Origin of the sequence: Paenarthrobacter sp. NPDC089988 (assembly GCF_044748465.1) — a bacterium.
Lineage (GTDB): Bacteria > Actinomycetota > Actinomycetes > Actinomycetales > Micrococcaceae > Arthrobacter.
Genome location: NZ_JBIVGD010000001.1, coordinates 292,292 through 314,377 on the forward strand (window position 1 = coordinate 292,292; position 22,086 = coordinate 314,377).

The following is a 22,086-nucleotide window of genomic DNA, read 5'->3' on the forward strand; positions in this document are numbered from 1 at the left end:
AATTTTCGTGGATTGAGAGGCAGGTTGTTTGATGAAATCGCTGTGGCTGGACCGCGAAGCCGGCATTACCTCCGATCCGCTCCCCGACGGGAAACACTTTGACACGATAGTTGCCGGCGGCGGATTGACGGGGCTGGTGACTGCGCTGTTGCTCTCCCGTTCCGGACAGCGGGTGGCAGTCTTCGAGGCCCGGACGGTGGGTGCCGTGACCACGGGAAACACCACCGGCAAACTGAGCCTCCTGCAAGGGGGAACCCTGTCCAGCCTGCGTGCACAGTACTCGTTGAAGATGGTGCAGGCGTACGTCGAAGCCAACAAGAGCGGACAAGCGTGGCTTACCCAATACATGGACCAGCAGCGTATTGCGTACCAACGGCGCACGGCCGTTACTTTCGCCACCAGCGACGACGGCGGCCAACGGCTTCGGAAGGAAGCTGCGGTATCGCGCGACGCGGGTTTGGATGTCCACTTCAGCAGGGATGCGGGCCTGCCGTTCCATGTGGTGGAAGCCCTGGAACTGGAGAACCAGGTCCAGGTCAACCCGATGGACGTGCTGGAGGTCCTGGTCCGTGACATCCGGGATCATGGTGGCGTGGTGGTCGAGGGCGTCCAGGTGCAGAACGTCGGCTCCGGCCAGCCGCTGGAGGCCACCACGCGGAAGGGCTCGTTCAGGGCCGACACCGTCGTGCTGGCCACAGGCACCCCCATACTGGACCGCGGCCTCTACTTTGCCAAACTTGAGCCGAACAGGTCCTACGCGGCGGCCTTGAAGTTTCCCGCTGACAACAAGATTCCCGGCGGAATGTACTTGTCCATCGACCCGCCCACGCGCTCGCAGCGGACTTTTCCCACGGACCAGGGGGAGTTGCTCCTGGTGGGTGGCTACGGCCATCCGGGAGGCCGGGCAAAGTCCCCCAAGTCCCACGTTGACGCCTTGTTGGCGTGGGCGCATCAGCACTATCCCGGCGGTGAAGTCACGCACACGTGGTCTGCCCAGGACTACCGGGCAACCAACCTGATGCCGTTCTTCGGCAAGCTGCCCCGGGGCCACGGCCGGATCCTGTTCGCCACGGGCTACAACAAGTGGGGCATGAGTAACGGTGTGGCCGCGGCCATGTCCGTTACCGCAGACATCCTGGGTGGTCATTCGGACTGGGCAACCACCATCCACCACAGGGTCACGCATCCGCAGGGCGCAGCGGAGGCCATCCGCCTGAACGCCTCAACGGCAAAGCGGATGATCGATGACCGGGCGCGCGTGAAGAGAAACCCTGAAATCACCGGGGAAACCAAGCCGCCGGAAGGCAAGGGCGTGGTGGGGCTGTACAAGGGCGAATCCGCTGCGGTATCCACGGTGGACGGCAACGTGTGCATGGTGTCGGCCAGTTGCGCCCACTTGGGTGGGCTGTTGACCTGGAACGATGCCGAGAAATCGTGGGATTGTCCACTGCACGGCTCCCGGTTCACTCCCGAGGGAAAATACTTGGAAGGACCGGCCACACACAACCTGCAAAAACCTCCGGTCAAGAAGGACTAGCCCAGCCGTTCAAGCCGGCGCTTTGCCTGATCCGCCGCCCGCCGCTTCTGCGTTGCGGTTCGGACTGCCTGTTTGTTGGTCGATTCCGCGGCTTCGGCATCCCGCGTGATGCCGATCAGTTCGGCTTCAAGCGACGCCAGGCGCTTCTTGGCGTCCTCGAGGTCTGACCGTAGTTCCTTGCGTCGCCGCTCCAGCGCCTGGACTGCCTGCCAGGTCCCGGCGGCCGTTTCTTCGGCTCCACGCGCCTCGTTGTCGGCGGTTTCGAATTCGGCTGTTGTTTCGATGAGGGCGGCTTGCCGTTTGGCGGCACGGCGCTCGGCCAAAGATGTGGCAGCCTCCTCGGGGGCCTTGGCCTTGGCCTTAGCCGGGGCTTGCCTCACAGGCTTGGTGGGGGGCTGCGGGCGGGAGTCCGGCTTAGGTTGGCCGGGAACCGCATCCTCGGGAACGCCCGCTGCAAGCGCGCCGCTAAGGTCCACGGCCTCGAAACCGCTGCTGCTGAGCCCGCGAACCAGCCGTCCAGTAGCAACGGCGGCGGCAGCCCCGGCGTCGGACATCGCCGCCCGGATGGTCTGCTCGACGTCGGCAGCGGCCGCCGCGCTCAGCCCGGCACCCAGCTCACCGGCCAGGTCCTTCGCGGCTTTCACCGCCGCGCCCAGTTCGCCTTGGCGCCGCTGTCCCAGTTCACGGAAAGCTTCGGCGTCGCCCTCCTCCTGCGCGTGGCGCAGCGCAACACCAAAGCGTACGACGCCGTCGATCACCTCCGGCTTGTTGACGGCCAGTATGTTGATGGCCCAGGCACCGGCAGCCGGCTTTGGCAAGGCAGCGATCTCTTTGGCCAGGTCCTGGTTTCCTGAGTCCTTGGCTTCGCGGGCCAAGGCCGTTCGCCGGGCGGTGAAGTCGCGCGGCAGCACCGCATACAGCTCCTGGGCGGCATCGCTGAGGTCCATGCCCTTATCCTAGGGTCCTTGTCCCGGGTGTCCGGCTGGGAACCCGCTTCACGGCATTGGGTCGGCGGCCCGGCTCGGCTTAGGGTAGCCTAAGTCTCGTGGACCAGATCATGAGCTTGCCCTTCGGCGTCGCGCTCGCGGTGCTCTTCGCCATCGTCATGATCCGGGTCAATGCCACCTACTGGCTGGGCCGCGGAGCCGTGACTGGATTCGCCCACACGCGCTTCGGGGCCTCGTTGGAAAAACCCAAGGCAGCCCGTGCCCAAGCGCTGATCCAGCGGTGGGGACCCTACGCCGTCGTGGTTTCCTTCCTCACCATCGGCCTCCAAACGGCCGTGAACCTCGCAGCAGGTGCCGCGCGGATGCCGCTGCGGCGGTACTTGCCGGCGGCCATTGTTGGTTCGGTGCTGTGGGCGGTGCTCTATGCGACCATCGGGCTGGCCGCCTTGGAAGCGTGGCTGGCGGTAGCCGCGGCGTCGCCCGTGGGAGCGGCAGTGGCAGTCGCCGCCGTCGCAATCCTCGTGGTAGTGATCGTCGTGGCCCGGCGGCGTCGGGCAGCGGCCAAATCTGCGGATACAGTGGTCTGAGTTCTACTGCTGCATCGGCGAAAGGTTCGGCTTGACTACTGCATTACCGGAACTGGCGGAAGGCGATTTCTACTACGAATCGTTGGGTGATGGCCGGTACCGTTCAACCATCCATGCCCAGGGTGCCTGGAACCCCCACGAGCAGCACATGGCCCCGGCCTCGGGCATCATCGCCGATGCCCTGGTCCGCCACGAACCCCGGAGCGACGTCCGGATGGCACGGATCAGCTACGAAATCCTTGGCCTGATCCCCGGCGGTGAGTTCCAGGTGATTACCTCCACCCTGCGGCCGGGCCGCACCATCGAACTGATCCAGGCCGAGCTGGTGGCCGCGGGCCGCCCAGCCATCCGTGCAACGGCCTGGCGCATGGTCACCAGCGATACCAGCGCCGTCGCAGCCGTTGAGGACGAGGGCATGCCCTCCCCGGACGAATGCAAGCCGTGGGATGGTGCCAGCGTTTGGCCAGGCGGTTACATCCGCTCGTTGGAGATGCGCATCGCCGAGGGGCACCGTCCGGGATCGGGCAGGGTCTGGATCCGCACCATGCATCCGTTAACTGACCAGGAAGACAGTGGCGACCTGGCACGCCTGATTGGCCTGGTGGACACGGCCAACGGCATCGCGGCCAGGGTGCCACCCGGGGAGAACAGCTATATCTTTCCCAACGTCGACCTGCAGATCCACATGTACAGGGAACCGGCTGGTGAGTGGCTTGGCCTGGACAACAAAGTGTCCTTCGGCGCCGACGGCATCGGACTGACCTCCACCGTGCTCCACGATCTGGACGGACCGTTCGGCAGGGCCGAACAGATCCTGACCCTGAGGAAGAGTTGATGGCAGCCCTCACCGTCTACCGGCAACCCCAAACCTTGGGCGCGGCCGAAGACCTGGACTTTGCGCTGGAATTACTGCAACGCGCACGAAGGGGTGAACTCACACCTTCCTTGCGTCTTTACCGCCCTGAGCCCACGGTGGCTTTTGGGCAACGGGACGCGAATCTTCCCGGTTTCAAGGCCGCAGAGGAAGCATGCCGGAACCTGGGTTTTGAACCGCTGGTCCGTAAGGCCGGCGGACGCGCCGCCGCCTACCACCAAGGAACACTCGTGGTGGACCACGTTGAGCCGCACCCTGATGCGATCGTCAAAGCCAAAGCCCGCTTCTCGGACTTCGGCGAGTTGCTGGCCGGTGCGCTGCGCAGCGTGGGCATCCATGCCGCCGTCGGGGAAATCCCCGGCGAGTACTGCCCGGGCGAGTTCAGCGTGCACGGCGAAGATCCGGATTTCCCGGCGCACCGCATCAAGCTGATTGGCACGGCGCAGCGCGTGGTCTCCGGCGGATGGTTGTTCAGTTCGGTCATTGTGGTGGAAAATTCCGCCCCTATCCGTGAAGTCCTCACGGCAAGCTATGAGGCACTCGGGCTGGAGTGGGATCCGGCCACGGCCGGGGCCGCCAATGACCTCCTTCCGCACCTGGACGTCGCCACCGTGGAGGATGCGGTGGTGCAGGCGTACGGCACCTATGCTGACGTCGTCGAAGGGGACTTCGGCGCACTTATCGCCTGAAACGGGCTCCAGGCATAGGGTGGAAACGTAACACCGCCAAGACGAAAACCGTGGTGGAACGATGGCACGCAAACAACACCCGCCGCAGGACACGGACGCGGAACTGTCCGTCAGTGAACCCAAGAGGTTCGCGGCGGGAATCCCGAGCCTGAGTGAAACCCTGCCTCACGCCGTTGCCGGGATGGGGCCGTCGCGGGCCTGGAAGACGCTGACGGCGATCAACCAAAAGGACGGCTTCGATTGCATGAGCTGCGCCTGGCCTGACCCGCCGGAACGCAAAGCCGCGGAGTTTTGCGAGAACGGCGCCAAGGCGGTCGGCTGGGAGGCCGAGCCCCTGCGGATTCCAGCGGAATTCTGGGCGGAGAATCCGTTGAGCACGTTGGAGCAACGGTCCGAATACTGGCTGGGTCAGCAGGGACGCCTGGTTGAGCCGGTCTACAAGGCGGCGGGGTCGGACCACTACCAACCGGTTGGCTGGGACGAGGCCTTCGCCATCGTCGCGCGTGAGTTGAACGCCTTGACCGATCCCAACCAGGCCACCTTCTACACCAGCGGGCGGACCAGCAATGAGGCGGCCTTCCTGTACCAACTCTTCGTCCGGGCCTTCGGCACCAACAACCTGCCCGACTGTTCCAACATGTGCCACGAATCCACCGGCCTGGCCATGGGCGAGACCATCGGCGTGGGCAAATCGGCCATCTCCTACACGGATTTCGCGCAATCCGACCTGATCGTGATCATGGGCCAAAACCCCGGGACGTGCCATCCCAGGATGCTCACCGCACTCGAAGAGGCCAAACAGGCCGGCGCAACCATCGTGGCGGTGAATCCGTTGCCGGAGGCCGGGCTGATCAATTTCCGTAATCCGCAGACTCCCCGCGGACTGATTGGCAAGGGAACGGATCTTGCGGACCAGTTCCTGCAAATCCGGCTCGCGGGAGACATGGCCTTCCTCCAAGCGGTTTCCAAACGCGTGCTGGATGCTGAAAGCGCGGCCCCGGGACAGGTCCTGGACCGGGAGTTCATCGACTCCCGTTGCCACGGCTTTGTTGGCTTCGCTGCACATCTCGCTGGCCTGCGTGAGCAGGAGGTTTTGGCGGCGACAGGCCTGCGGAGCGCAGAGATCGATGAGTTCGCAGAGCGGTACATCCACGCCAACCGGGTCATCATCACCTGGGCCATGGGGTTGACCCAGCACAAGAAGGCCGTGCCGACTATCAAGGAGATCATCAACCTCCTCTTGCTGCGCGGCAACATCGGCAAACCCGGTGCCGGTCCCTCACCGATCCGTGGCCACAGCAATGTCCAGGGTGACAGGACCATGGGGATCTGGGAGAAGATGCCCAACGCCTTCCTCGACGCCATCCGTGCCGAGTTTGGCTTTGAGCCTCCCCGAGGGGCGGGTGTGGACGCGGTGGACAGCATCCGGGGTATGCGCGACGGGCGGATCAAGGTGCTCGTGGCGCTCGGCGGAAACCTGGTCCACGCGATCTCCGACACCACCGTTGCCGAGGAGTCCGTTCGGAAGACGCGGCTTTCGGTCCAGATCTCCACCAAGCTGAACAGATCGCACGCGGTGGTGGGGGAGCAGGCACTCATCCTGCCCACCCTGGGACGCACGGAGATCGATGTGCAGGGCGGCGTGGAGCAATTCGTTTCCGTGGAGGACACGGTGTGCGCTGTGCATCGATCAGCGGGATGTTTGGAACCCATCGCGAAGGATGTACTCTCCGAGGTGGCCATCATCGCTGGCATGGCGGAGGCCGTGCTCGGGAGGCAGGTGCCGGTGGATTGGGCCGGCATGCGGCGTGACTACGACGTGATCCGCGACCACGTTTCCCGCGTTGTTCCAGGCTTCGAGGATTTCAACACGAGGATCCGGACGCGGGACGGATTCATTCTTCCCCATCCGCCGAGGGATTCACGTACTTTTCCGACCGCCACGGGACGGGCCATGTTCACGGTGAATGAGCTGGAAACCATCAAGGTCCCCAAAGGCCGGCTGCTCCTGCAGACAGTCCGTTCGCACGACCAGTTCAACACCACCACCTACACCATGAACGACCGGTACCGCGGCATCAAGAAGGGCCGCATGGTGTTGATGGTCAACCCGGCGGACCTGGCTGGTATGGGACTCGCCGATGGTGGTTACGTGGACGTCCACAGCGAGGCCGACGACGGCGTGGACCGCGTCCTGCGCCAGTTGCGTCTGGTCTCGTACCCCAGTGCCAGGGGTTGTGCCACTGCCTACTACCCGGAGGCCAATGTGTTGGTGCCGCTGGATTCGACGGCGGAGGGCAGCAATACTCCGGCGTCGAAGTCGGTGATCATCCGCCTGGAACCGGCAGCCGCCCCGGTCTTCGGGCCGGCGGCCGGTCCCAGAGGGTGATCCCCAGGGCTGACGACAGGTCAGTGCCCGCGCGCGATCCACTCGTCCAGGTGCGGTGATTCCGCGCCGATGCTGGTGGACTCTCCGTGGCCGGTCAGGACCACGGTGTCTTCCGGGAGCGTCAAAAGGCGTGTCCGGATGGATTCGATGATGGTGGGGAAGTCGCTGTAGGACCGACCCGTCGCCCCCGGGCCGCCTTGGAACAGGGTGTCACCGCTGAACACGGTGTGAACACCGGCTTGGTCCGCCGCTTCGGAGGATCCGGCAGGCAGGAGGAAGGACACCGATCCGGGGGAGTGGCCGGGGGTGTGGAGCGCCGTCAGCGTGGCACCACCGACGGTGAACTCGTCGCCGTCCTCAATTCCCTGGTCCGGGTCCGTGTCCGGGAATACTGCGTGCCACAGCATCCAGTCTTCCTTGTGCAGGTGGACGGGTGCCTTGACGACGTCGCGGAATTCGCCCGCGTACCGGATGTGATCGTCGTGGCCGTGGGTCAGGAGGATCGCTGTGACGGTCCGGCCACTGACGGCGTCGGCGATCGCCTGGGGGTCGTGGGCGGGGTCGATGACGATGCACTCGGTGTCATCACCGATGATCCAGACATTGTTGTCCACGTCCCAGGTTCCGCCGTCCAGGGAGAAAGTACCTGACGTGACGACGCGGTCAATGCGTGCGTTGCTGGACTGGCTCACAGTTCCACCACCGATCGGAGGACGGCACCTTGGTGCATTTTGTCGAAGGCTTCTTCCACCTGGTTGATGCTGATGCGTTCAGTGACGAAGGCATCGAGGTCCAGCTTGCCCTGCTTGTAGAGGTCCACGAGCATAGGGAAGTCCCTGGAGGGCAGGCAGTCGCCGTACCAGGAGGACTTGAGGGATCCGCCGCGTCCGAACACGTCCAACAGCGGAAGGTCGAGCGTCATGTCAGGGGTGGGGACGCCTACCAGGACAACCGTTCCGGCGAGGTCTCGTGCGTAGAAGGCCTGCTTGTAGGTTTCCGGACGTCCGACGGCGTCAATCACCACGTCAGCGCCGAAGCCGCCGGTCAGGGCACGGATCTCTTCGACAGGATCGCCGGCGGAGGAGTCCACCGTGTGCGTTGCACCCAGTTCCTTGGCCCGTTCGAGCTTCTTGGCGTCAATGTCAACGGCAATGATGGTGGTGGCTCCGGCCAATGCGGCACCGGCGATGGAGGCTACGCCCACTCCGCCGCAGCCAATGACGGCCACGGAGTCGCCGCGCTTAACGCCGCCCGTGTTCAGTGCGGCGCCCAAACCTGCCATGACGCCGCAGCCCAGCAGGCCTACGGCGGCGGGATCGGCTTCGGGATCCACCTTGGTGCACTGGCCGGCGGCCACGAGGGTCTTCTCGATGAACGCGCCGATGCCCAGGGCGGGGGAGAGTTCCGTGCCGTCTTCGAGGGTCATTTTCTGGGTGGCGTTATGGGTGTTGAAGCAGTACTGTGCCTGGCCGCGGTTGCATGCACGGCAGTTCCCGCATACTGCCCGCCAGTTCAGGACCACGCGGTCGCCCGGGGCGATGTCCGTGACGTCGGGGCCTACGGCGTTAACCACACCGGTGGCCTCGTGGCCAAGGAGGAATGGGAAATCGTCGCTGATTCCGCCGAGTTTGTAGTGGAGGTCTGTGTGGCAGACGCCGCTGGTGAGGATATCCACCAGGGCTTCGCCGGGGCCTGGTTCGGGGACCAGTACGGTTTCGAGTGTTGCGGGGGCGCCTTTGGAGCGTACGACGACGCCCTTGACTGCATGGACCATGGGGGTGTTCCCTTCGGGCTCGCTGACAGCGGGTTCCGTTGCAGGCGCCAGGCCTGCAACGGATTCCCACTCTGTCTATCACACGAGGCAGACGGTCCGCCGGGGATGAAGGGAGTACTGCGGGGGGGGGAGCTGTTGGGCTTGCCTAGGCTGCCAGCCGGCTCTCCACCTCGGAGGCCGAGGGGTTGGTGGCCGCGGTGCCGTCCGGGAACAGGACGGTAGGCACCGTGCGGTTGCCGCCGTTGAGCTTCTCGACGAGCTCGGCTGTGCCTTCGACTTCCTCGATGTTGATCTCCTGGTAACCGATGCCCTTGGCGTCGAGTTGCTTCTTCAGGCGGTTGCAGTAGCCGCACCAGGTGGTCGAGAACATGGTGATGGTGCCGGAGTCGGGGGTGAAATCCACAGAGCTCTCCTAAGTATGGGGTCTTTTGACGGGTTGCTTTCGTTGCTATCAACGGTAACGCGGGGACCAATAATTCCCGTCCGGCAACGAAGCCGCGTTACGTCACATGCCCTTGCTGGTGGGTTGGCCGGGGACAGGGCAGACTGTTCGCATGTGTGGACGTTATGTGATGGCCCGTGCGGTGGGAGACCTCCTGGCGCAGTTCGACGCCGAACTTGAGAATGAGATTGCGCTGGAGAAGTCGTGGAACGTGGCCCCGACCGATGCTGTGCCGATCGTCCTGGAGCGTTTGGTTGACGAGGCTCCGAGGCGGCAGCTCCACGTCGCGAAATGGGGTTTGGTCCCGTCGTGGGCCAAGGACTCCAAGGGCGGTGCCAGGCTGATCAATGCCCGCAGCGAGACCCTGCTTGAGAAGCCGTCCTTCAGGAAAGCCGCGGTTGCCAGGCGGTGTGCTGTTCCCGCCGATGGCTATTACGAGTGGAAGAAGGGCGAAGGGAAGAACAAGCAGCCCTATTACGTCCACCCAGGAGGCGGCCAGGGCTTGGTGTTCGCGGGACTGTATGAGTGGTGGAAGGACCAGAGCCTGCCGGACGACGATCCCGCGCGGTGGCTGTTGTCGATGTCCATCATCACCGCCGACACGCCGACGGCCGAATCTGCCCGGACCAGGCGCAGTGCCTCCGTGTTCGATGAACTGACGGCGCTGCATGACCGGGTTCCGCTGCCCATGGACCCCGAAACCATGGCGGCCTGGTTGAATCCGCGCGAGAAGGACGCTGAGGGGCTGGTGGACATGGTCCGGTCCAAGGCGCACGATGCCGCGGCTGATTGGACCCTTGATGCTGTTGGCGCGGCGGTGGGCAACGTCCGCAACAACTCACCGGAACTGATCGAACCGGTGGAAGGCCTCTTCTAGCTAAAGGGATTCGCTGACGGGCACACCGGATTGGAAGTCCCTGCCATCGGCTTCGCTGAAGGCAGTCATGAGGTGCCCTTTGGCAAGGCCGTGGATGGCGGAAACAGGAAAGTTCCCGGTGATGACGTTGCCTTCGTGCTCGACGCCCTTGATGTCGTAGTTTTCCTCGGTGCTCAACGAATGGTTGAACGAATAGAAGGATATGGCTTCGCCATTCATGAATTCGATGCCGAGCCTGCGCTGGGATGAGTAGTCTTCGCTGGCAGCTACCAGGCCAACCACGTAGGCGCCGGACCCGGGGATGTTGCCGTCGATTTCGAAACGCGCCACGAGGTTGTCGTCCGTGGCCGTGATGCTGACCTGCTTCAGGAGTGCGTCATGGGTGCTCATGCCACAATCCTGCTCTGTGGACCCGCCCGCGTCCACCCCCGGGAATCATCCTTCGAGGAGTTGGCGGACGTTCGCTGCGACTGTCGAGCGTGCGATGTCCTGCCCCTGGCGCGCGGTCAACAGGTGCAGGGCAAGCCCGTCGCTGTAATCGGCAACGGCCTCGGCCCGCACCCTCGCATCGGGGACGCCGAGTGCCTCCAATATCTGCGCCAGTCCGGTCAACATGCGCTCGTGCCCGGCCGAGACCGATTCCGGCCGGTCCAAGGCGAATGTGAACCTGGCCCTGGTGAGGTCGGCATGTTCTCCCGCCAGTGCCAGCACTGCGCCGGCGAGTTGCTCAGCGAGCTCCGCGACCGACGTCGGAAATTGTCCTTTTGCCTGCTGCTGCAGCAGGCGTGAGTCCAACTCTTCAACACGGTCCAGGGCGGCAGTTACCAAGGCCGCCCGGTTGCGGAAATAGTTGGAGGTGGTCCCGACGGCGGCACCCGCCTCCGCGTCCACGGCGCGGTGCGTGAGGCCCTTGAGCCCTTTTGCTGCCACGACTGCAAGAGCTGCGTCGGCAAGTTCTGTTCGGCGGTCCGGCATGGAGAAAGCTTAGCCTCAACACCTGTTGCCACTACAAATGTAGTAGTACTGTGGAGGCATGGAAAAAGTCGACATCATTGGTGGCGGAATCGCGGGACTCGCGCTCGCAGCACTCTTGGACCCGGCCAGGTTCGACGTCACCATCCATGAGCAGCGTCCTGAACTCCCGACAGTGGGAACGACCCTGGCCATGTGGCCGGGCGCCCGCAAGGCCTTGGCCGAGCTCGGACTCCTTGAAGCCATCAAAGCCGCCGGCGCAGTCCTTGAGTCCGGAGCGCTCCTGGAACCCTCGGGCCATCCCATGCTCGCCATGGAAGGGGGAGGCCTGGTGGGTGTCACCAGGCCCACGTTGCTGCGGTTGCTGGACTCGGCCGTCCCATCATCAGTCCACCGCGAACGGCGCCGCGTGGGTGAACTTCCCGCAGAATCCGGACTCGTGGTTGGTGCCGACGGCGTCCACAGCGTCGTCCGAAGGGCTGCATGGGGGGCCGGGAGCCTTGCCAAAGCGACGGATTTCCTTGCAGTCCGGGGTGTGGTTCCTGGGCGACCTTCCCCCGAAACCGTAGGGGAGTACTGGGGTCGTGGGAGCATCTTCGGCCTCGCCCCGGCAGAAGGGGGCACCAACTGGTATGCGTCCTTCCGCTCCGGCCTTGGACCCGAACGCGTGGATGTCGAAGAAGCCTTGGAAGTCACGCGGCGGCATTTCTCCAGCCACTCACCGGCGGTGCAGGGCATTCTTGCCCGGGCGACGCCGGACATAAGCCTCGCCCAGCGGATTTGGACCGCACCATCACTGTCCACATACAGCCGGGGCAACGTTGTACTGCTCGGCGACGCCGCTCACGCCATGACGCCCAACCTGGGCCGGGGAGCCTGCGAAACACTGGTTGATGCGGTCACCCTGGGAAGCCTCCTCAATGTGCTGCCCCGCGAAGAGGCGCTCCGTGAATACAACAAAGAACGCGTCCTTAAAACCCAGCGGCTCCGTCTCGCCTCCTCGCTGATGGGCAGGGTTGCCCTTGCGCAAACCATGCAGCCAATGCGGGACGGGCTGCTCAAGCAAGTGGGAAAGCTCGTCTCCAGCAGGCGGGGCAGGGTAAAAACTCCAGAGTAGGATTTGTGGCTCCGTAGCCGTAAACTGGAACTATTCGAACATATCTTCGAATACAAAAGTGGTACGAGGAGCGTGGAAATGGGGCTGTTCAGCGAGTCAGTCACTGTCACCTGTGCAGAAACCGGGCAACCCCAGCGCATTCAATGGCAAAGCCGGGACTACCGCGTATCCGCCGAGCCTGTCCGGTGGTTCGAACGGCGCCAATGGTGGATAGAGGAAAGCCGCGCGCCCCTGGGTACTGGTGCGGGGCTGGTCGACCACGAAATCTGGCGCGTCCAGCTCCAGGAAGACACCGCAGGGCCAACAGGAAAAAGCATCACCCTGGACCTCGTGCGGCATGTAGGAAGCGGGCGATGGCGACTGCTCCGCATCCACGACGCCGCACCAAGCCAGGCCGTGGAACCAGACGAAGCCGCCTGAACCTTGAGCTTCACACACCTCCACGTCTCCACCGCCTTCAGCGCCCATTACGGCGTCTCCTGGCCGGACGAACTCGCACAAGCGGCCGCAGCAGACGGAGCCACAGCGCTCGCCTGCACGGACCGCGACGGGCTGTACGGCACCGTCAAACACCTCAAAGCCTGCATGGACTCCGGCCTCGACCCCATCGTCGGCGTGGACCTTGCCGTTTTCGACGACGACGGCGACCACCGCACCCAGCTCGCGGGCCGCGTCGTCGTACTCGCCCACGGAAACACCAACGGGGCCGGTTACCGTGCCCTCTGCCGCCTCGTCTCCGACGCCCATGCCCGCACCTCGGGAAAAGCCGGAGGAGTGGTACCCGTCGCCGTGACCAGGGCTGAGCTCGCCTCAAGGACGCTCGACCCCGCAACCCTCAAACCGGTCCTTACCATATTGATCGGACCCGACTCCGACGTAGGCCGCGCCATGGGAGGAAGGAAATACCTCCGGCCAAGGACCCTCTTCAAGGAATGGATCGACGCCATGCCACCCGGCACCATCGTGGCGGAGATCGTCTCCCACCTCAGCCCACCAGGCCAACCCCTCAGCACCGCCCACTCCATCCGCATGCTCAAACTCGCACTGGAATACAACGTCCCGGCAATCCTCAGCAACGCCGTCCGCTACTGCGCACAGGACGGCGCCGCCACCGCCGATGTCCTGGACGCCGCCAGGTCCTTGAAGTCACTTCCAGAACTCTCGGAAGCCCCGCTGTTGCAACCCACCGGACAGGGTTGGCTCAAGAGCAAAGAACATATGCACCAGCTCGGCAGGGAAATCATGGGAGCCGCGGGGCACAGCGCGGCCGAGCTCAACAAACTCCTGCACAACACCGAAGCGCTCGCCGACAAATGCCGGATGAACCCCGCTTTGGACATGGGATGGAAGAAGCCCGTGGTTCCCGAAGCCTCCATCATCGGCATCACCCAGGACCCCATGGTGGAACTGACCCAACGCTGCGAAGCAGGAATCACCAGACGATTCCCCGGGATTGATGGCAAGGCCTTCGAAGCCGTGCGCTCACGGTTGGACCACGAGCTGGAGATCATCGGCGGGTTGGGCTTTGCTTCCTATTTCCTGACCGTGGCAGAGGTCTCCAGGATGATCCTTGAGATGAATGTGCGGGTAGCAGCCCGGGGGTCCGGAGCCTCCAGCCTGGTCAATTACCTGATCGACATCAGCCAAGTGGATCCCCTCCGCCACGACCTCATCTTCGAGCGGTTCCTTTCCGGCCGCCGTTCCACGCTGCCGGATATCGACATTGACGTGGAAAGCGCAGAAAGGCATAACGTCTACCGGAAAATCTTTGACCGCTTCGGTGCCGAACGGGTCACCCTCATGAGCATGCAGAACGGTTACCGGGCCAGGGGAGCTGTCCGCGATGCCGGGATGGCCCTTGGCATGGACCAAGGTGAGATCGGCGAAATAGCCAAGCAACTGTGGCGGTTTTCTGCCCGGAAGTTCCGGGAAGCCATGGTGGAAAAACCCGAACTCCGGGAGTTCGCCGAGCGGGTTGAATCAGGGCGTGGACGGGGGACGCAAGAAGAGAGCCAGCAACTGGACCTGCTGGTGGACCTTACCGAGCGGCTGGACCGTTTGCCACGCCACATCTCCATGCATCCCTGTGGTGTGATCCTGGGGGATGCCACCCTCCTGGACCGGACGCCTGTCCAGCCCAGCGGCCTGGGCCTGCCCATGAGCCAGTTCGACAAACACGACATGGATCCCATGGGGATGCTCAAGCTCGATGTCCTTGGTGTCCGCATGCAAAGTGCCATGGCTTTTGCCGTCCGTGAAGTTATCCGGCTCCACCCCGGCAAAGCAGCGGTAGTGGAGGCGGGCAACCACCCTCTCGGTCCGGGGGGAGAGGGGCCGGCTTACATCGCCGAGGACGGCAGGATCGACCTCAATGCCGTGCCTTTCGACGATGAGCCCACCTACGAACTCATCCGCAGTACCCACACCCTGGGCTGCTTCCAGATCGAATCCCCAGGCCAGCGCGAGCTTATCGGCAAGATGGCCCCGCGCGAATTCAACGACCTCATCATCGATATCTCCCTGTTCCGCCCGGGACCCATGAAATCCGATATGGTCCGGCCGTTCCTGGAACACCGCCACGGGTTCGCGCCCGAGATCTATCCCCACGCCGACCTGAAACCCGTGCTGCACGAAACCCATGGCGTCACGGTCTTCCATGAGCAGATCCTGAAGACCTTTGATGTGATGACGGGATGCGGGCTGGCCCGCGCTGACGAATTCCGTCGCGCCCTGGGAGATGAAATCCAGGAACCCGGAGTGGAAACCTACTTCAGGAAACATGCCACCGGGAAGTATCCGCCGGACGTGGTGGACAGGGTGTGGGGAACCCTCAAGGCCTTTGGCAGTTTCGGTTTCTGCAAAGCACATGGCGCCGCCTTCGCTGTGCCTACCTACCAGTCGGCCTGGTTGAAGGCGCACCATCCCGAGGCTTTCCTGGCCGGGCTGTGGGAACACGATCCCGGGATGTATCCCAAGCGCCTGCTGGTTGCCGAGGCGCGCAGGCTGGGCATTCCCATCCTCCCGTTGGACATCAACCGGAGCCAGGCTGAGTACCGCGTGGAGCGGATCCAGGAAGGCGCGGACGCCGGCAAGCTGGGGATCCGTCTCAGCCTGACCGGAATCTATGGATTGTCCGGGGCTGAACTCAAGAGGATCGTAGCCGGACAACCCTTTGACTCCCTCGCCGATCTACGGGCGCGGGCAAGGGTCAGCAAGCCAAACATCAAGAGGCTTGCCCAATTGGGTGCGTTTGACCATCTCCATAAGGATTCGGGCAGCACGGCGAACCGTGCCGACCTTGTACAGCACCTCCAGTCGCTGCAGGCGGCTCCCGCCAGGAAAACCGTGGAAGTCATTGACGGCCAGCTGTCCTTGCCGATCGGAGACGTGGAACTACGCAACCTGGTTCCGGAACTCCCTGAACCTTCCACCGTGGATATGGTGCGCGCGGAACTGGACCTGATGGCGGTGGACGTCAGCGAGCACCTCATGGAAAGCCACAGACCCTTGCTGGACAAGCTGGGGGTTACCACAGCGGACAAACTGCTGGGCCTCCGCAACGGATCCGAAGTCCTGGTTGCCGGGGTGCGGGTTGCTACCCAAACCCCGCCCATGCGGGGTGGGCGAAGAGTGGTCTTCATCAGCATTGACGACGGCACAGGGTGTGTGGACAGCGTCTTCTTCCACGAAGCCCAGGAAGAATCCGGTCCTCTTTTGTTCGGCACCAGGCTCTTGTTGATCCGGGGGACAACGCGAAGGACGGGACCCAAGGGAATCAGCCTCAGTGCCAGCAAGGCCTGGGACCTCAGCCGTCCAGAAACGTTGCCGTACCCGGAAATCCTGCCTGCCGGCGTCGTCGTTCCGCCCGAATTGGTGCACGCAGGTCCACTGGACGGCATCAGCCGGAACCTTGCCATCACGGGCCTGGGGAGCTGATCCGCAGCCAGATCCGGGCCCGGCGCGCTGCTTTGGCCGCCTCCATGCGTTGCGGATACGATTGACGGTGGCTGGCTGTGGTCCCCGTACGCCACAAGCTATGAAGCCTTCACTATGAATAGGAGACACCCGTGTCAGATGCCCAACAGATCACCCTCATCGTCGATGGCGAAGAGACCAAGGTGACGGAGGGGACTACCGGCGCGGAACTCTTCTTCGAGCGCCGCGATGTTGTTGTTGCCCGTGTTGACGGTGTCCTCAAGGACCTTGACCAGCCCCTCGCGGACGGTGCGAACATCGAGGGCGTCACCATTGAATCGCCGGACGGACTCAATGTCCTCCGCCACTCCACGGCGCACGTCATGGCACAAGCCGTGCAGCAGCTGCGCCCGGACGCCAAGCTTGGCATTGGTCCTTACATCACCGACGGTTTCTACTTCGACTTCGACGTCGCAGAGCCGTTCACGCCGGAAGACCTGCGCCAGCTGGAAAAGATGATGCAGAAGATCATCAACCAGAACCAGAAGTTCGTCCGCCGTGTCGTTACCGAAGAAGAAGCCCGCGAAGCCATGGCCAACGAGCCCTACAAGCTCGAACTGCTGGGCAAGAAGAACGACGCCGCAGACTCCGCCGAAGGAGTCAACGTGGAGGTCGGCGCCGGCGACATCACCATTTACGACAATGTGGACCGCAAGAGCGGTGACAGTGTTTGGTGCGACCTTTGCCGCGGCCCACACCTGCCCAACACCAAGATCATCTCCAACGCCTTTGCGTTGACCCGTTCGTCCTCCGCCTACTGGTTGGGCAACCAGAACAACCAGCAGCTCCAGCGGATCTATGGAACGGCCTGGCCCACCAAGGAGGCCCTCAAGGCCTACCAGGAACGCATCGCCGAGGCCGAGCGCCGCGACCACCGCAAGCTGGGCGTTGAGCTGGACCTGTTCTCCTTCCCGGACGAACTCGGTTCGGGCCTCCCGGTCTTCCACCCCAAGGGCGGCATCATCCGCAAGGCCATGGAGGACTACTCCCGCCAGCGCCACGTGGACGCGGGCTACGAGTTCGTCTACACGCCGCATATCACCAAGGGACACCTCTACGAGGTTTCCGGCCACCTTGACTGGTACAAGGACGGCATGTTCCCTGCGATGCAGATTGACGCCGAACTCAACGAGGACGGCAGCGTACGCAAGCCGGCGCAGGACTACTACCTGAAGCCGATGAACTGCCCCATGCACAACCTGATCTTCCGCTCGCGTGGACGCTCGTACCGCGAACTGCCGCTCCGGTTGTTCGAATTCGGTTCCGTGTACCGCTACGAGAAGTCGGGTGTGGTCCACGGACTCACCCGTGTCCGGGGCATGACACAGGACGATGCCCACATCTACTGCACCCGTGAGCAGATGAAGGACGAGCTGACCACCACGCTGAACTTCGTGCTGGGCCTCCTCAAGGACTACGGCTTGGACGACTTCTACCTGGAACTCTCCACCAAGAACGAGGAAAAGTTCGTTGGGGACGACGCCACCTGGGAAGAAGCCACCCGCACCCTGGCCGAGGTAGCTGAAGCCTCGGGCCTGGAGCTGGTTCCGGATCCGGGTGGAGCTGCGTTCTATGGTCCCAAGATCTCCGTGCAGGCCAAGGATGCCTTGGGCCGGACCTGGCAGATGTCCACCATCCAGCTGGACTTCAACCTGCCCGAGCGTTTCGAGCTTGAATACCAGGCCGCGGACGGCACCCGCCAGCGTCCCGTGATGATCCACCGCGCCCTCTTCGGTTCCGTGGAGCGCTTCATGGGCGTGCTGACGGAGCACTACGCCGGTGCCTTCCCGGCCTGGCTCGCTCCCGTGCAGGTGGTGGGCATCCCGGTGGCCGAAGCTTTCAACGACTACATGTTCGACGTCGTCGACCAGCTGAAGGCGGCGGGCATCCGCGCCGAAGTGGACATTTCCTCGGACCGCTTCCCCAAGAAGATCCGTACGGCCAGCAAGGACAAGATTCCCTTCGTCCTGATTGCCGGCGGGGAAGACGCCGAGGCCGGTGCTGTCTCCTTCCGCTTCCGCGATGGCAGCCAGGACAACGGCGTGCCCGTGGCCGAGGCGGTCCGCAGGATCGTTGACGCCGTCAAGAACCGCGAGAACTGACGGAACGGACAAGAAACGGTGCAGGAGAACACAGGCGCTGGAGCTGATTTTCCGGGCGACGCCGAGGTAACCGATGACTTCGGCCTGGCTGGTGTCCCGGACGCCTTCCAGCGCCTGTGGACTCCGCACCGCATGGCCTACATCAAGGGCGGGCAGGACCAGTTCAAGAACAAGGACGACTGCCCTTTCTGTGTGGGGCCATCGCGCACCGACGAAGAGTCGCTCATCGTCCACCGTGGCAGGACCTGCTACGTGGTGCTCAACCTTTTCCCGTACAACCCGGGTCACCTGTTGATCTGCCCCTACCGCCATGTGCCGGACTACACCGACATCACCGTGGAAGAGACGGCGGAATTCGCGGACCTCACCCAGACCGCCATGCGCGTGTTGCGGAAGGTCTCCAACCCCAGCGGCTTCAACCTCGGCATGAACCAAGGTGTCACGGGCGGCGCAGGAATTGCCGCGCACCTGCACCAGCATGTGGTTCCGCGCTGGGGAGGGGACGGGAATTTCTTCCCCATCATCGCCCAGACCAAAGCCATTACCCAGACACTGGACGAGGTCCGGAAACTGGTGGCCGAAGCCTGGCCGGGGGAGTCGAATGCTTAACCGGCATGCGCGTGGCTTCTTTACCTCCCTTTTCACCCCCGTTGCCCGCTGGCTCCTTAGGATGGGCGTTTCACCGGACGCGGTAACGATTGTTGGCACCGCCGGAGTGATCCTGGGTGGCCTGGTCCTGTATCCGCTCGGGTACCTCTGGTGGGGTTCGGTGGTGGTTGCCATCTTTGCCTTTTCCGACGTGGTGGACGGGATCATGGCCCGGCTTCAGGGTAGGAGCGGTGGCTGGGGCAATTTCCTTGATTCGACCCTTGACCGGCTGGCCGACGGGGCGATCTTCGCGGGCATCACTATTTGGTTCTTCACGAAGGGCGCCGACCCCGCCATTGCCACGGCCGCAGTCGTTTGCCTGGTCCTGGGCATGGTGGTTTCCTATGCCCGGGCAAAGGCCGAGTCCTTGGGGTACCACGCCAGCGTAGGCCTGGCTGAGCGGGCTGAGAGGTTGGCCTCCGTTCTGCTCGTGACGGGACTCACAGGGCTTGGGCTGCCACCTGTGGTTCTGTTCGCAACACTCGTCCTGCTTGCCATTGCGAGCGTCATCACCATCGTCCAAAGGATGGCCACGGTCCACCGGCAAGCCCTGTCCGAGGCCAAGGGAACTGGCATCTGACCAGAGTCCGGATGCGCGGATTGTGCAGGTGTCCTGCCGGACCCGGCTAAATGGGGATTCGGGGCAGTAATACAAGTACAGCCACCCCATCCACTGCGACTAGTATTACTAGTACTTGGTCACCTTGACCTGAACTCCGGTGTGCGCTGAATGCGGTCCTGTGCTGTGCGTGCCGCCGGTCAAAAGGTCGTTTATCTACCCATAGGGGTTTTTGTGTCTACTCCAGATGTAAGCAACGAAGCCGGTTCGTCCGCGAACAGCGTCACGGGCAGCAACCGCGTTAAGCGGGGCATGGCGGAGATGCTCAAGGGCGGCGTCATCATGGACGTCGTTAACGTCGAGCAGGCCCGCATCGCCGAAGATGCCGGTGCTGTTGCCGTGATGGCGCTTGAGCGTGTTCCGGCCGATATCCGCGCCCAGGGTGGCGTGTCCCGGATGTCCGATCCGGACATGATCGATCAGATCATCGCCGCCGTGTCCATTCCGGTCATGGCCAAGGCCCGCATCGGCCACTTCGTCGAAGCCCAGGTCCTGCAGTCCCTCGGCGTGGACTACATCGACGAGTCCGAGGTCCTGACCCCGGCGGACTACATCAACCACATCGACAAGTGGAACTTCACCGTCCCGTTCGTCTGTGGTGCCACCAACCTCGGTGAGGCTCTGCGCCGCATCAACGAAGGTGCCGCGATGATCCGTTCCAAGGGCGAAGCCGGCACCGGCGATGTCTCCAATGCCACCGGGCACATGCGCAAGATCCGTGCCGAGATCGCCAAGCTCTCCTCCCTGCCCGAGGACGAACTGTACGTCGCGGCCAAGGAACTGCAGGCCCCGTACGAACTCGTCAAGGAAGTCGCGGCCACGGGCAAGCTCCCGGTGGTGCTGTTCACCGCCGGTGGCATCGCGACCCCGGCCGATGCTGCGATGATGATGCAGCTCGGCGCTGACGGCGTGTTCGTGGGTTCGGGCATCTTCAAGTCCGGCAACCCCGCCCAGCGCGCCGCCGCCGTCGTCAAGGCCACCACCTTCCACGACGACCCCGACGTGATCGCCAAGGTCTCCCGCGGCCTCGGCGAAGCCATGGTGGGCATCAACGTTGACGAAATCCCCGAGCCGCATCGACTCGCAGAACGCGGCTGGTAAAAGCAGCCCAACGACGCCGGACGGTCACCTCCCGAGGTAACCGTCCGGCGTCGTTTGTTTAATCCAGTCCGCGCCGCTTCGGAAGCGGATTGGGGCTGGTCATGAAATGACCTCTTTCATTGAAGTTCGTGTCCTCAAGGGCGCCGCGCCCGTTTTGCGGCAGCCGCGGCCGTAGGATGACCGGTATGGGGAAAGTCACATGGACCGCTCGCGCCTCCGTCCCAAAGCTGGCGTGGCTGCTGACAGCCAGCGCCCTCCTCGCCGCGCTCAGCGGTTGCGGGGTCATCGCCGAGAATGACTCCAGGAACACGAGCAGTGCGCCGGAGCCACCCGTCACGGCCACACCGAGCCCCACGCCAACGCCCGTCCCCACGCACGGCAAGGGGCCGGCATGCCCCACCCTTCGCTGCACCTCCGTGACGGTCACGGGCGACATGCTGGTCCACACCCAGCTCTGGCAGCAGGCACGAGCAGATGCCGCGGCCGCCGGCCAGCCCGGTTACACCTTTGTTCCACTCCTTGAGGGGCAACGGAAATATGTAGCCGCCAGCGATCTCGCCATCTGCCACCAGGAGACCCCCGTGGCCAACCCGGAAGGCCCGTTCTCGGCGTACCCGTCCTTCAACGTGCCACCCCAGATCATCGCCGCGTCCAAGGACATCGGCTACCAGGCCTGCACCACGGCCAGCAACCACACCATCGACCGCGGCACGGATGGCCTGCTCCGTACCCTGGATGCCCTTGATGCCGCCGGCCTGAAGCACACGGGGTCCTACCGAACGGAGGCGGCGTCCAAGGAAATCCTCATGCTCAAGACGCCGGCGGCAACCATTGCCGTGATTGCCGGGACGTACGGCCACAACGGACAGATACCGGAGTATCCCTGGTTGGTGGACGAACTGGACCCAGCCGTCATGATCGCCAAAGCCACCCAGGCGCGGGCCCAAGGGGCGGACATTGTCCTGGGCGTCATGCACGCGGGCGACGAGTACGCGAGTGAGCCCAATGCCCAGCAGCAGGATGTGGCCCATGCGCTGGTGGACAGCGGCCAGTTCACCATGGTCTACGGGCATCACACCCATTCGGTGCTCCCTATTGAAAACTACAAGGGGACCTGGATCGTCTACGGGCTTGGCAACGGCATTACGGAATTGTCGCCGTGGTACGTGGTCAACAACGAGGGCCTGCTGGTGCGCGCCCAGTTCAGCCAGAACGACGCCGGCGCATGGGGTGTCTCGGACCTCGCCTGGGCGCCATCCGTGATCGTCCGCGATCCCTACCGCTGGTGCTCCGTGGCCAGTGACGCTCCACAGGGTGTTTGCGCCTCAGCAGTGGCAGACGCGGAGACGCATCAGCGAACGCAAGCAGTGGTGGAGTCCATGGGCGCGGCAACGGCCGGCGCCCACGAACTCCTCATCACCAAGGAGAAGTAGCCG

20 protein-coding genes are annotated in these 22,086 nt (G+C 63.7%); 14 read left to right on the forward strand and 6 right to left on the reverse strand.

Translation table 11 applies throughout. The features are described 5' to 3' along the window. Positions 1-31: 31 nt before the first annotated feature. The gene (locus ACIPV6_RS01415) at positions 32-1,537 is read left to right on the forward strand and encodes an FAD-dependent oxidoreductase (protein ID WP_400269190.1); all 1,506 of its coding nucleotides are present in this window, start codon (positions 32-34) and stop codon (positions 1,535-1,537) included. Here ACIPV6_RS01415 and ACIPV6_RS01420 read toward each other — a convergent pair. After that, positions 1,534-2,484, reverse strand: a complete 951-nt coding sequence (locus tag ACIPV6_RS01420) for a hypothetical protein (RefSeq protein ID WP_400269191.1) — start codon at positions 2,482-2,484, stop codon at positions 1,534-1,536. The genes ACIPV6_RS01415 and ACIPV6_RS01420 overlap by 4 nt on opposite strands. A 98-nt stretch (positions 2,485-2,582) precedes the next feature. Between ACIPV6_RS01420 and ACIPV6_RS01425 the strand changes: the two genes are divergently transcribed. From ACIPV6_RS01425 to ACIPV6_RS01440, 4 genes are all read left to right on the forward strand, one after another. Beyond that, complete coding sequence (locus tag ACIPV6_RS01425) at positions 2,583-3,071, forward strand: DedA family protein (RefSeq protein WP_400269192.1); 489 nt, start codon at positions 2,583-2,585, stop codon at positions 3,069-3,071. A 31-nt stretch (positions 3,072-3,102) separates the two neighbouring features. Further along, the gene (locus ACIPV6_RS01430) at positions 3,103-3,906 is read left to right on the forward strand and encodes a thioesterase family protein (RefSeq protein WP_400269193.1); all 804 of its coding nucleotides are present in this window, start codon (positions 3,103-3,105) and stop codon (positions 3,904-3,906) included. Further along, positions 3,906-4,634 (forward strand): biotin/lipoate A/B protein ligase family protein, encoded by a 729-nt coding sequence (locus ACIPV6_RS01435; RefSeq protein ID WP_400269194.1) that lies wholly within the window; start codon positions 3,906-3,908, stop codon positions 4,632-4,634. The genes ACIPV6_RS01430 and ACIPV6_RS01435 overlap by 1 nt, the downstream gene beginning before the upstream one ends. A gap of 61 nt (positions 4,635-4,695) precedes the next feature. Continuing rightward, complete coding sequence (locus ACIPV6_RS01440; RefSeq protein WP_400269195.1) at positions 4,696-7,023, forward strand: FdhF/YdeP family oxidoreductase; 2,328 nt, start codon at positions 4,696-4,698, stop codon at positions 7,021-7,023. 20 nt (positions 7,024-7,043) lie between these two features. Here ACIPV6_RS01440 and ACIPV6_RS01445 read toward each other — a convergent pair whose 3' ends face one another. The 3 genes from ACIPV6_RS01445 to ACIPV6_RS01455 all read right to left on the reverse strand — a co-directional run bounded on the left by ACIPV6_RS01445 (position 7,044) and on the right by ACIPV6_RS01455 (position 9,200). Continuing rightward, positions 7,044-7,715 carry an MBL fold metallo-hydrolase gene (locus ACIPV6_RS01445; protein ID WP_400269196.1) on the reverse strand — a complete coding sequence of 224 codons (672 nt, stop codon included), beginning with the start codon at positions 7,713-7,715 and terminating at the stop codon, positions 7,044-7,046. Continuing rightward, positions 7,712-8,797 (reverse strand): S-(hydroxymethyl)mycothiol dehydrogenase, encoded by a 1,086-nt coding sequence (locus tag ACIPV6_RS01450; RefSeq protein WP_400269197.1) that lies wholly within the window; start codon positions 8,795-8,797, stop codon positions 7,712-7,714. The genes ACIPV6_RS01445 and ACIPV6_RS01450 overlap by 4 nt, the downstream gene beginning before the upstream one ends. 145 nt (positions 8,798-8,942) lie before the next feature. Beyond that, positions 8,943-9,200 (reverse strand): mycoredoxin, encoded by a 258-nt coding sequence (locus tag ACIPV6_RS01455; RefSeq protein ID WP_397321604.1) that lies wholly within the window; start codon positions 9,198-9,200, stop codon positions 8,943-8,945. A gap of 169 nt (positions 9,201-9,369) precedes the next feature. On the opposite strand from ACIPV6_RS01455, the gene ACIPV6_RS01460 reads away from it, so the two are divergent. Further along, positions 9,370-10,116 (forward strand): SOS response-associated peptidase, encoded by a 747-nt coding sequence (locus ACIPV6_RS01460; RefSeq protein WP_400269511.1) that lies wholly within the window; start codon positions 9,370-9,372, stop codon positions 10,114-10,116. Here ACIPV6_RS01460 and ACIPV6_RS01465 read toward each other — a convergent pair whose 3' ends face one another. Beyond that, positions 10,117-10,506: a hypothetical protein gene (locus tag ACIPV6_RS01465; protein ID WP_400269198.1), complete on the reverse strand. Its 390-nt coding sequence runs from the start codon at positions 10,504-10,506 to the stop codon at positions 10,117-10,119. Between the two features lie 45 nt (positions 10,507-10,551). After that, on the reverse strand, positions 10,552-11,091 hold the full coding sequence (locus tag ACIPV6_RS01470; protein WP_400269199.1) for a TetR/AcrR family transcriptional regulator: 540 nt from the start codon (positions 11,089-11,091) through the stop codon (positions 10,552-10,554). A 58-nt stretch (positions 11,092-11,149) separates the two neighbouring features. Between ACIPV6_RS01470 and ACIPV6_RS01475 the strand changes: the two genes are divergently transcribed. The 8 genes from ACIPV6_RS01475 (at position 11,150) to ACIPV6_RS01510 (ending at position 22,083) form a co-directional block, all read left to right on the forward strand. Then, positions 11,150-12,205 (forward strand): FAD-dependent monooxygenase, encoded by a 1,056-nt coding sequence (locus ACIPV6_RS01475; RefSeq protein ID WP_400269200.1) that lies wholly within the window; start codon positions 11,150-11,152, stop codon positions 12,203-12,205. 78 nt (positions 12,206-12,283) lie between these two features. Continuing rightward, the gene (locus ACIPV6_RS01480) at positions 12,284-12,625 is read left to right on the forward strand and encodes a DUF6504 family protein (protein ID WP_400269201.1); all 342 of its coding nucleotides are present in this window, start codon (positions 12,284-12,286) and stop codon (positions 12,623-12,625) included. 3 nt (positions 12,626-12,628) lie between these two features. Beyond that, entirely contained in the window at positions 12,629-16,141 is a 3,513-nt protein-coding gene (locus tag ACIPV6_RS01485) for a DNA polymerase III subunit alpha (RefSeq protein WP_400269202.1), read from the forward strand. A gap of 131 nt (positions 16,142-16,272) precedes the next feature. After that, a complete protein-coding gene (gene thrS / locus ACIPV6_RS01490; protein WP_400269203.1) occupies positions 16,273-18,282 on the forward strand; it encodes a threonine--tRNA ligase in 2,010 nt (669 codons plus the stop codon). Positions 18,283-18,300: 18 nt separating this feature from the next. Next, positions 18,301-18,891, forward strand: a complete 591-nt coding sequence (locus ACIPV6_RS01495; protein ID WP_400269204.1) for an HIT family protein — start codon at positions 18,301-18,303, stop codon at positions 18,889-18,891. Continuing rightward, positions 18,884-19,510, forward strand: a complete 627-nt coding sequence (gene pgsA, locus ACIPV6_RS01500; RefSeq protein ID WP_400269205.1) for a phosphatidylinositol phosphate synthase — start codon at positions 18,884-18,886, stop codon at positions 19,508-19,510. Before ACIPV6_RS01495 ends, pgsA begins: the two co-directional genes overlap by 8 nt. 213 nt (positions 19,511-19,723) lie before the next feature. Further along, positions 19,724-20,650, forward strand: coding sequence for a pyridoxal 5'-phosphate synthase lyase subunit PdxS (gene pdxS / locus ACIPV6_RS01505; protein WP_031215979.1), 927 nt, complete (start codon positions 19,724-19,726; stop codon positions 20,648-20,650). A gap of 176 nt (positions 20,651-20,826) precedes the next feature. Then, positions 20,827-22,083 carry a CapA family protein gene (locus ACIPV6_RS01510; RefSeq protein ID WP_400269206.1) on the forward strand — a complete coding sequence of 419 codons (1,257 nt, stop codon included), beginning with the start codon at positions 20,827-20,829 and terminating at the stop codon, positions 22,081-22,083. The last annotated feature ends 3 nt before the right edge of the window (positions 22,084-22,086 follow it).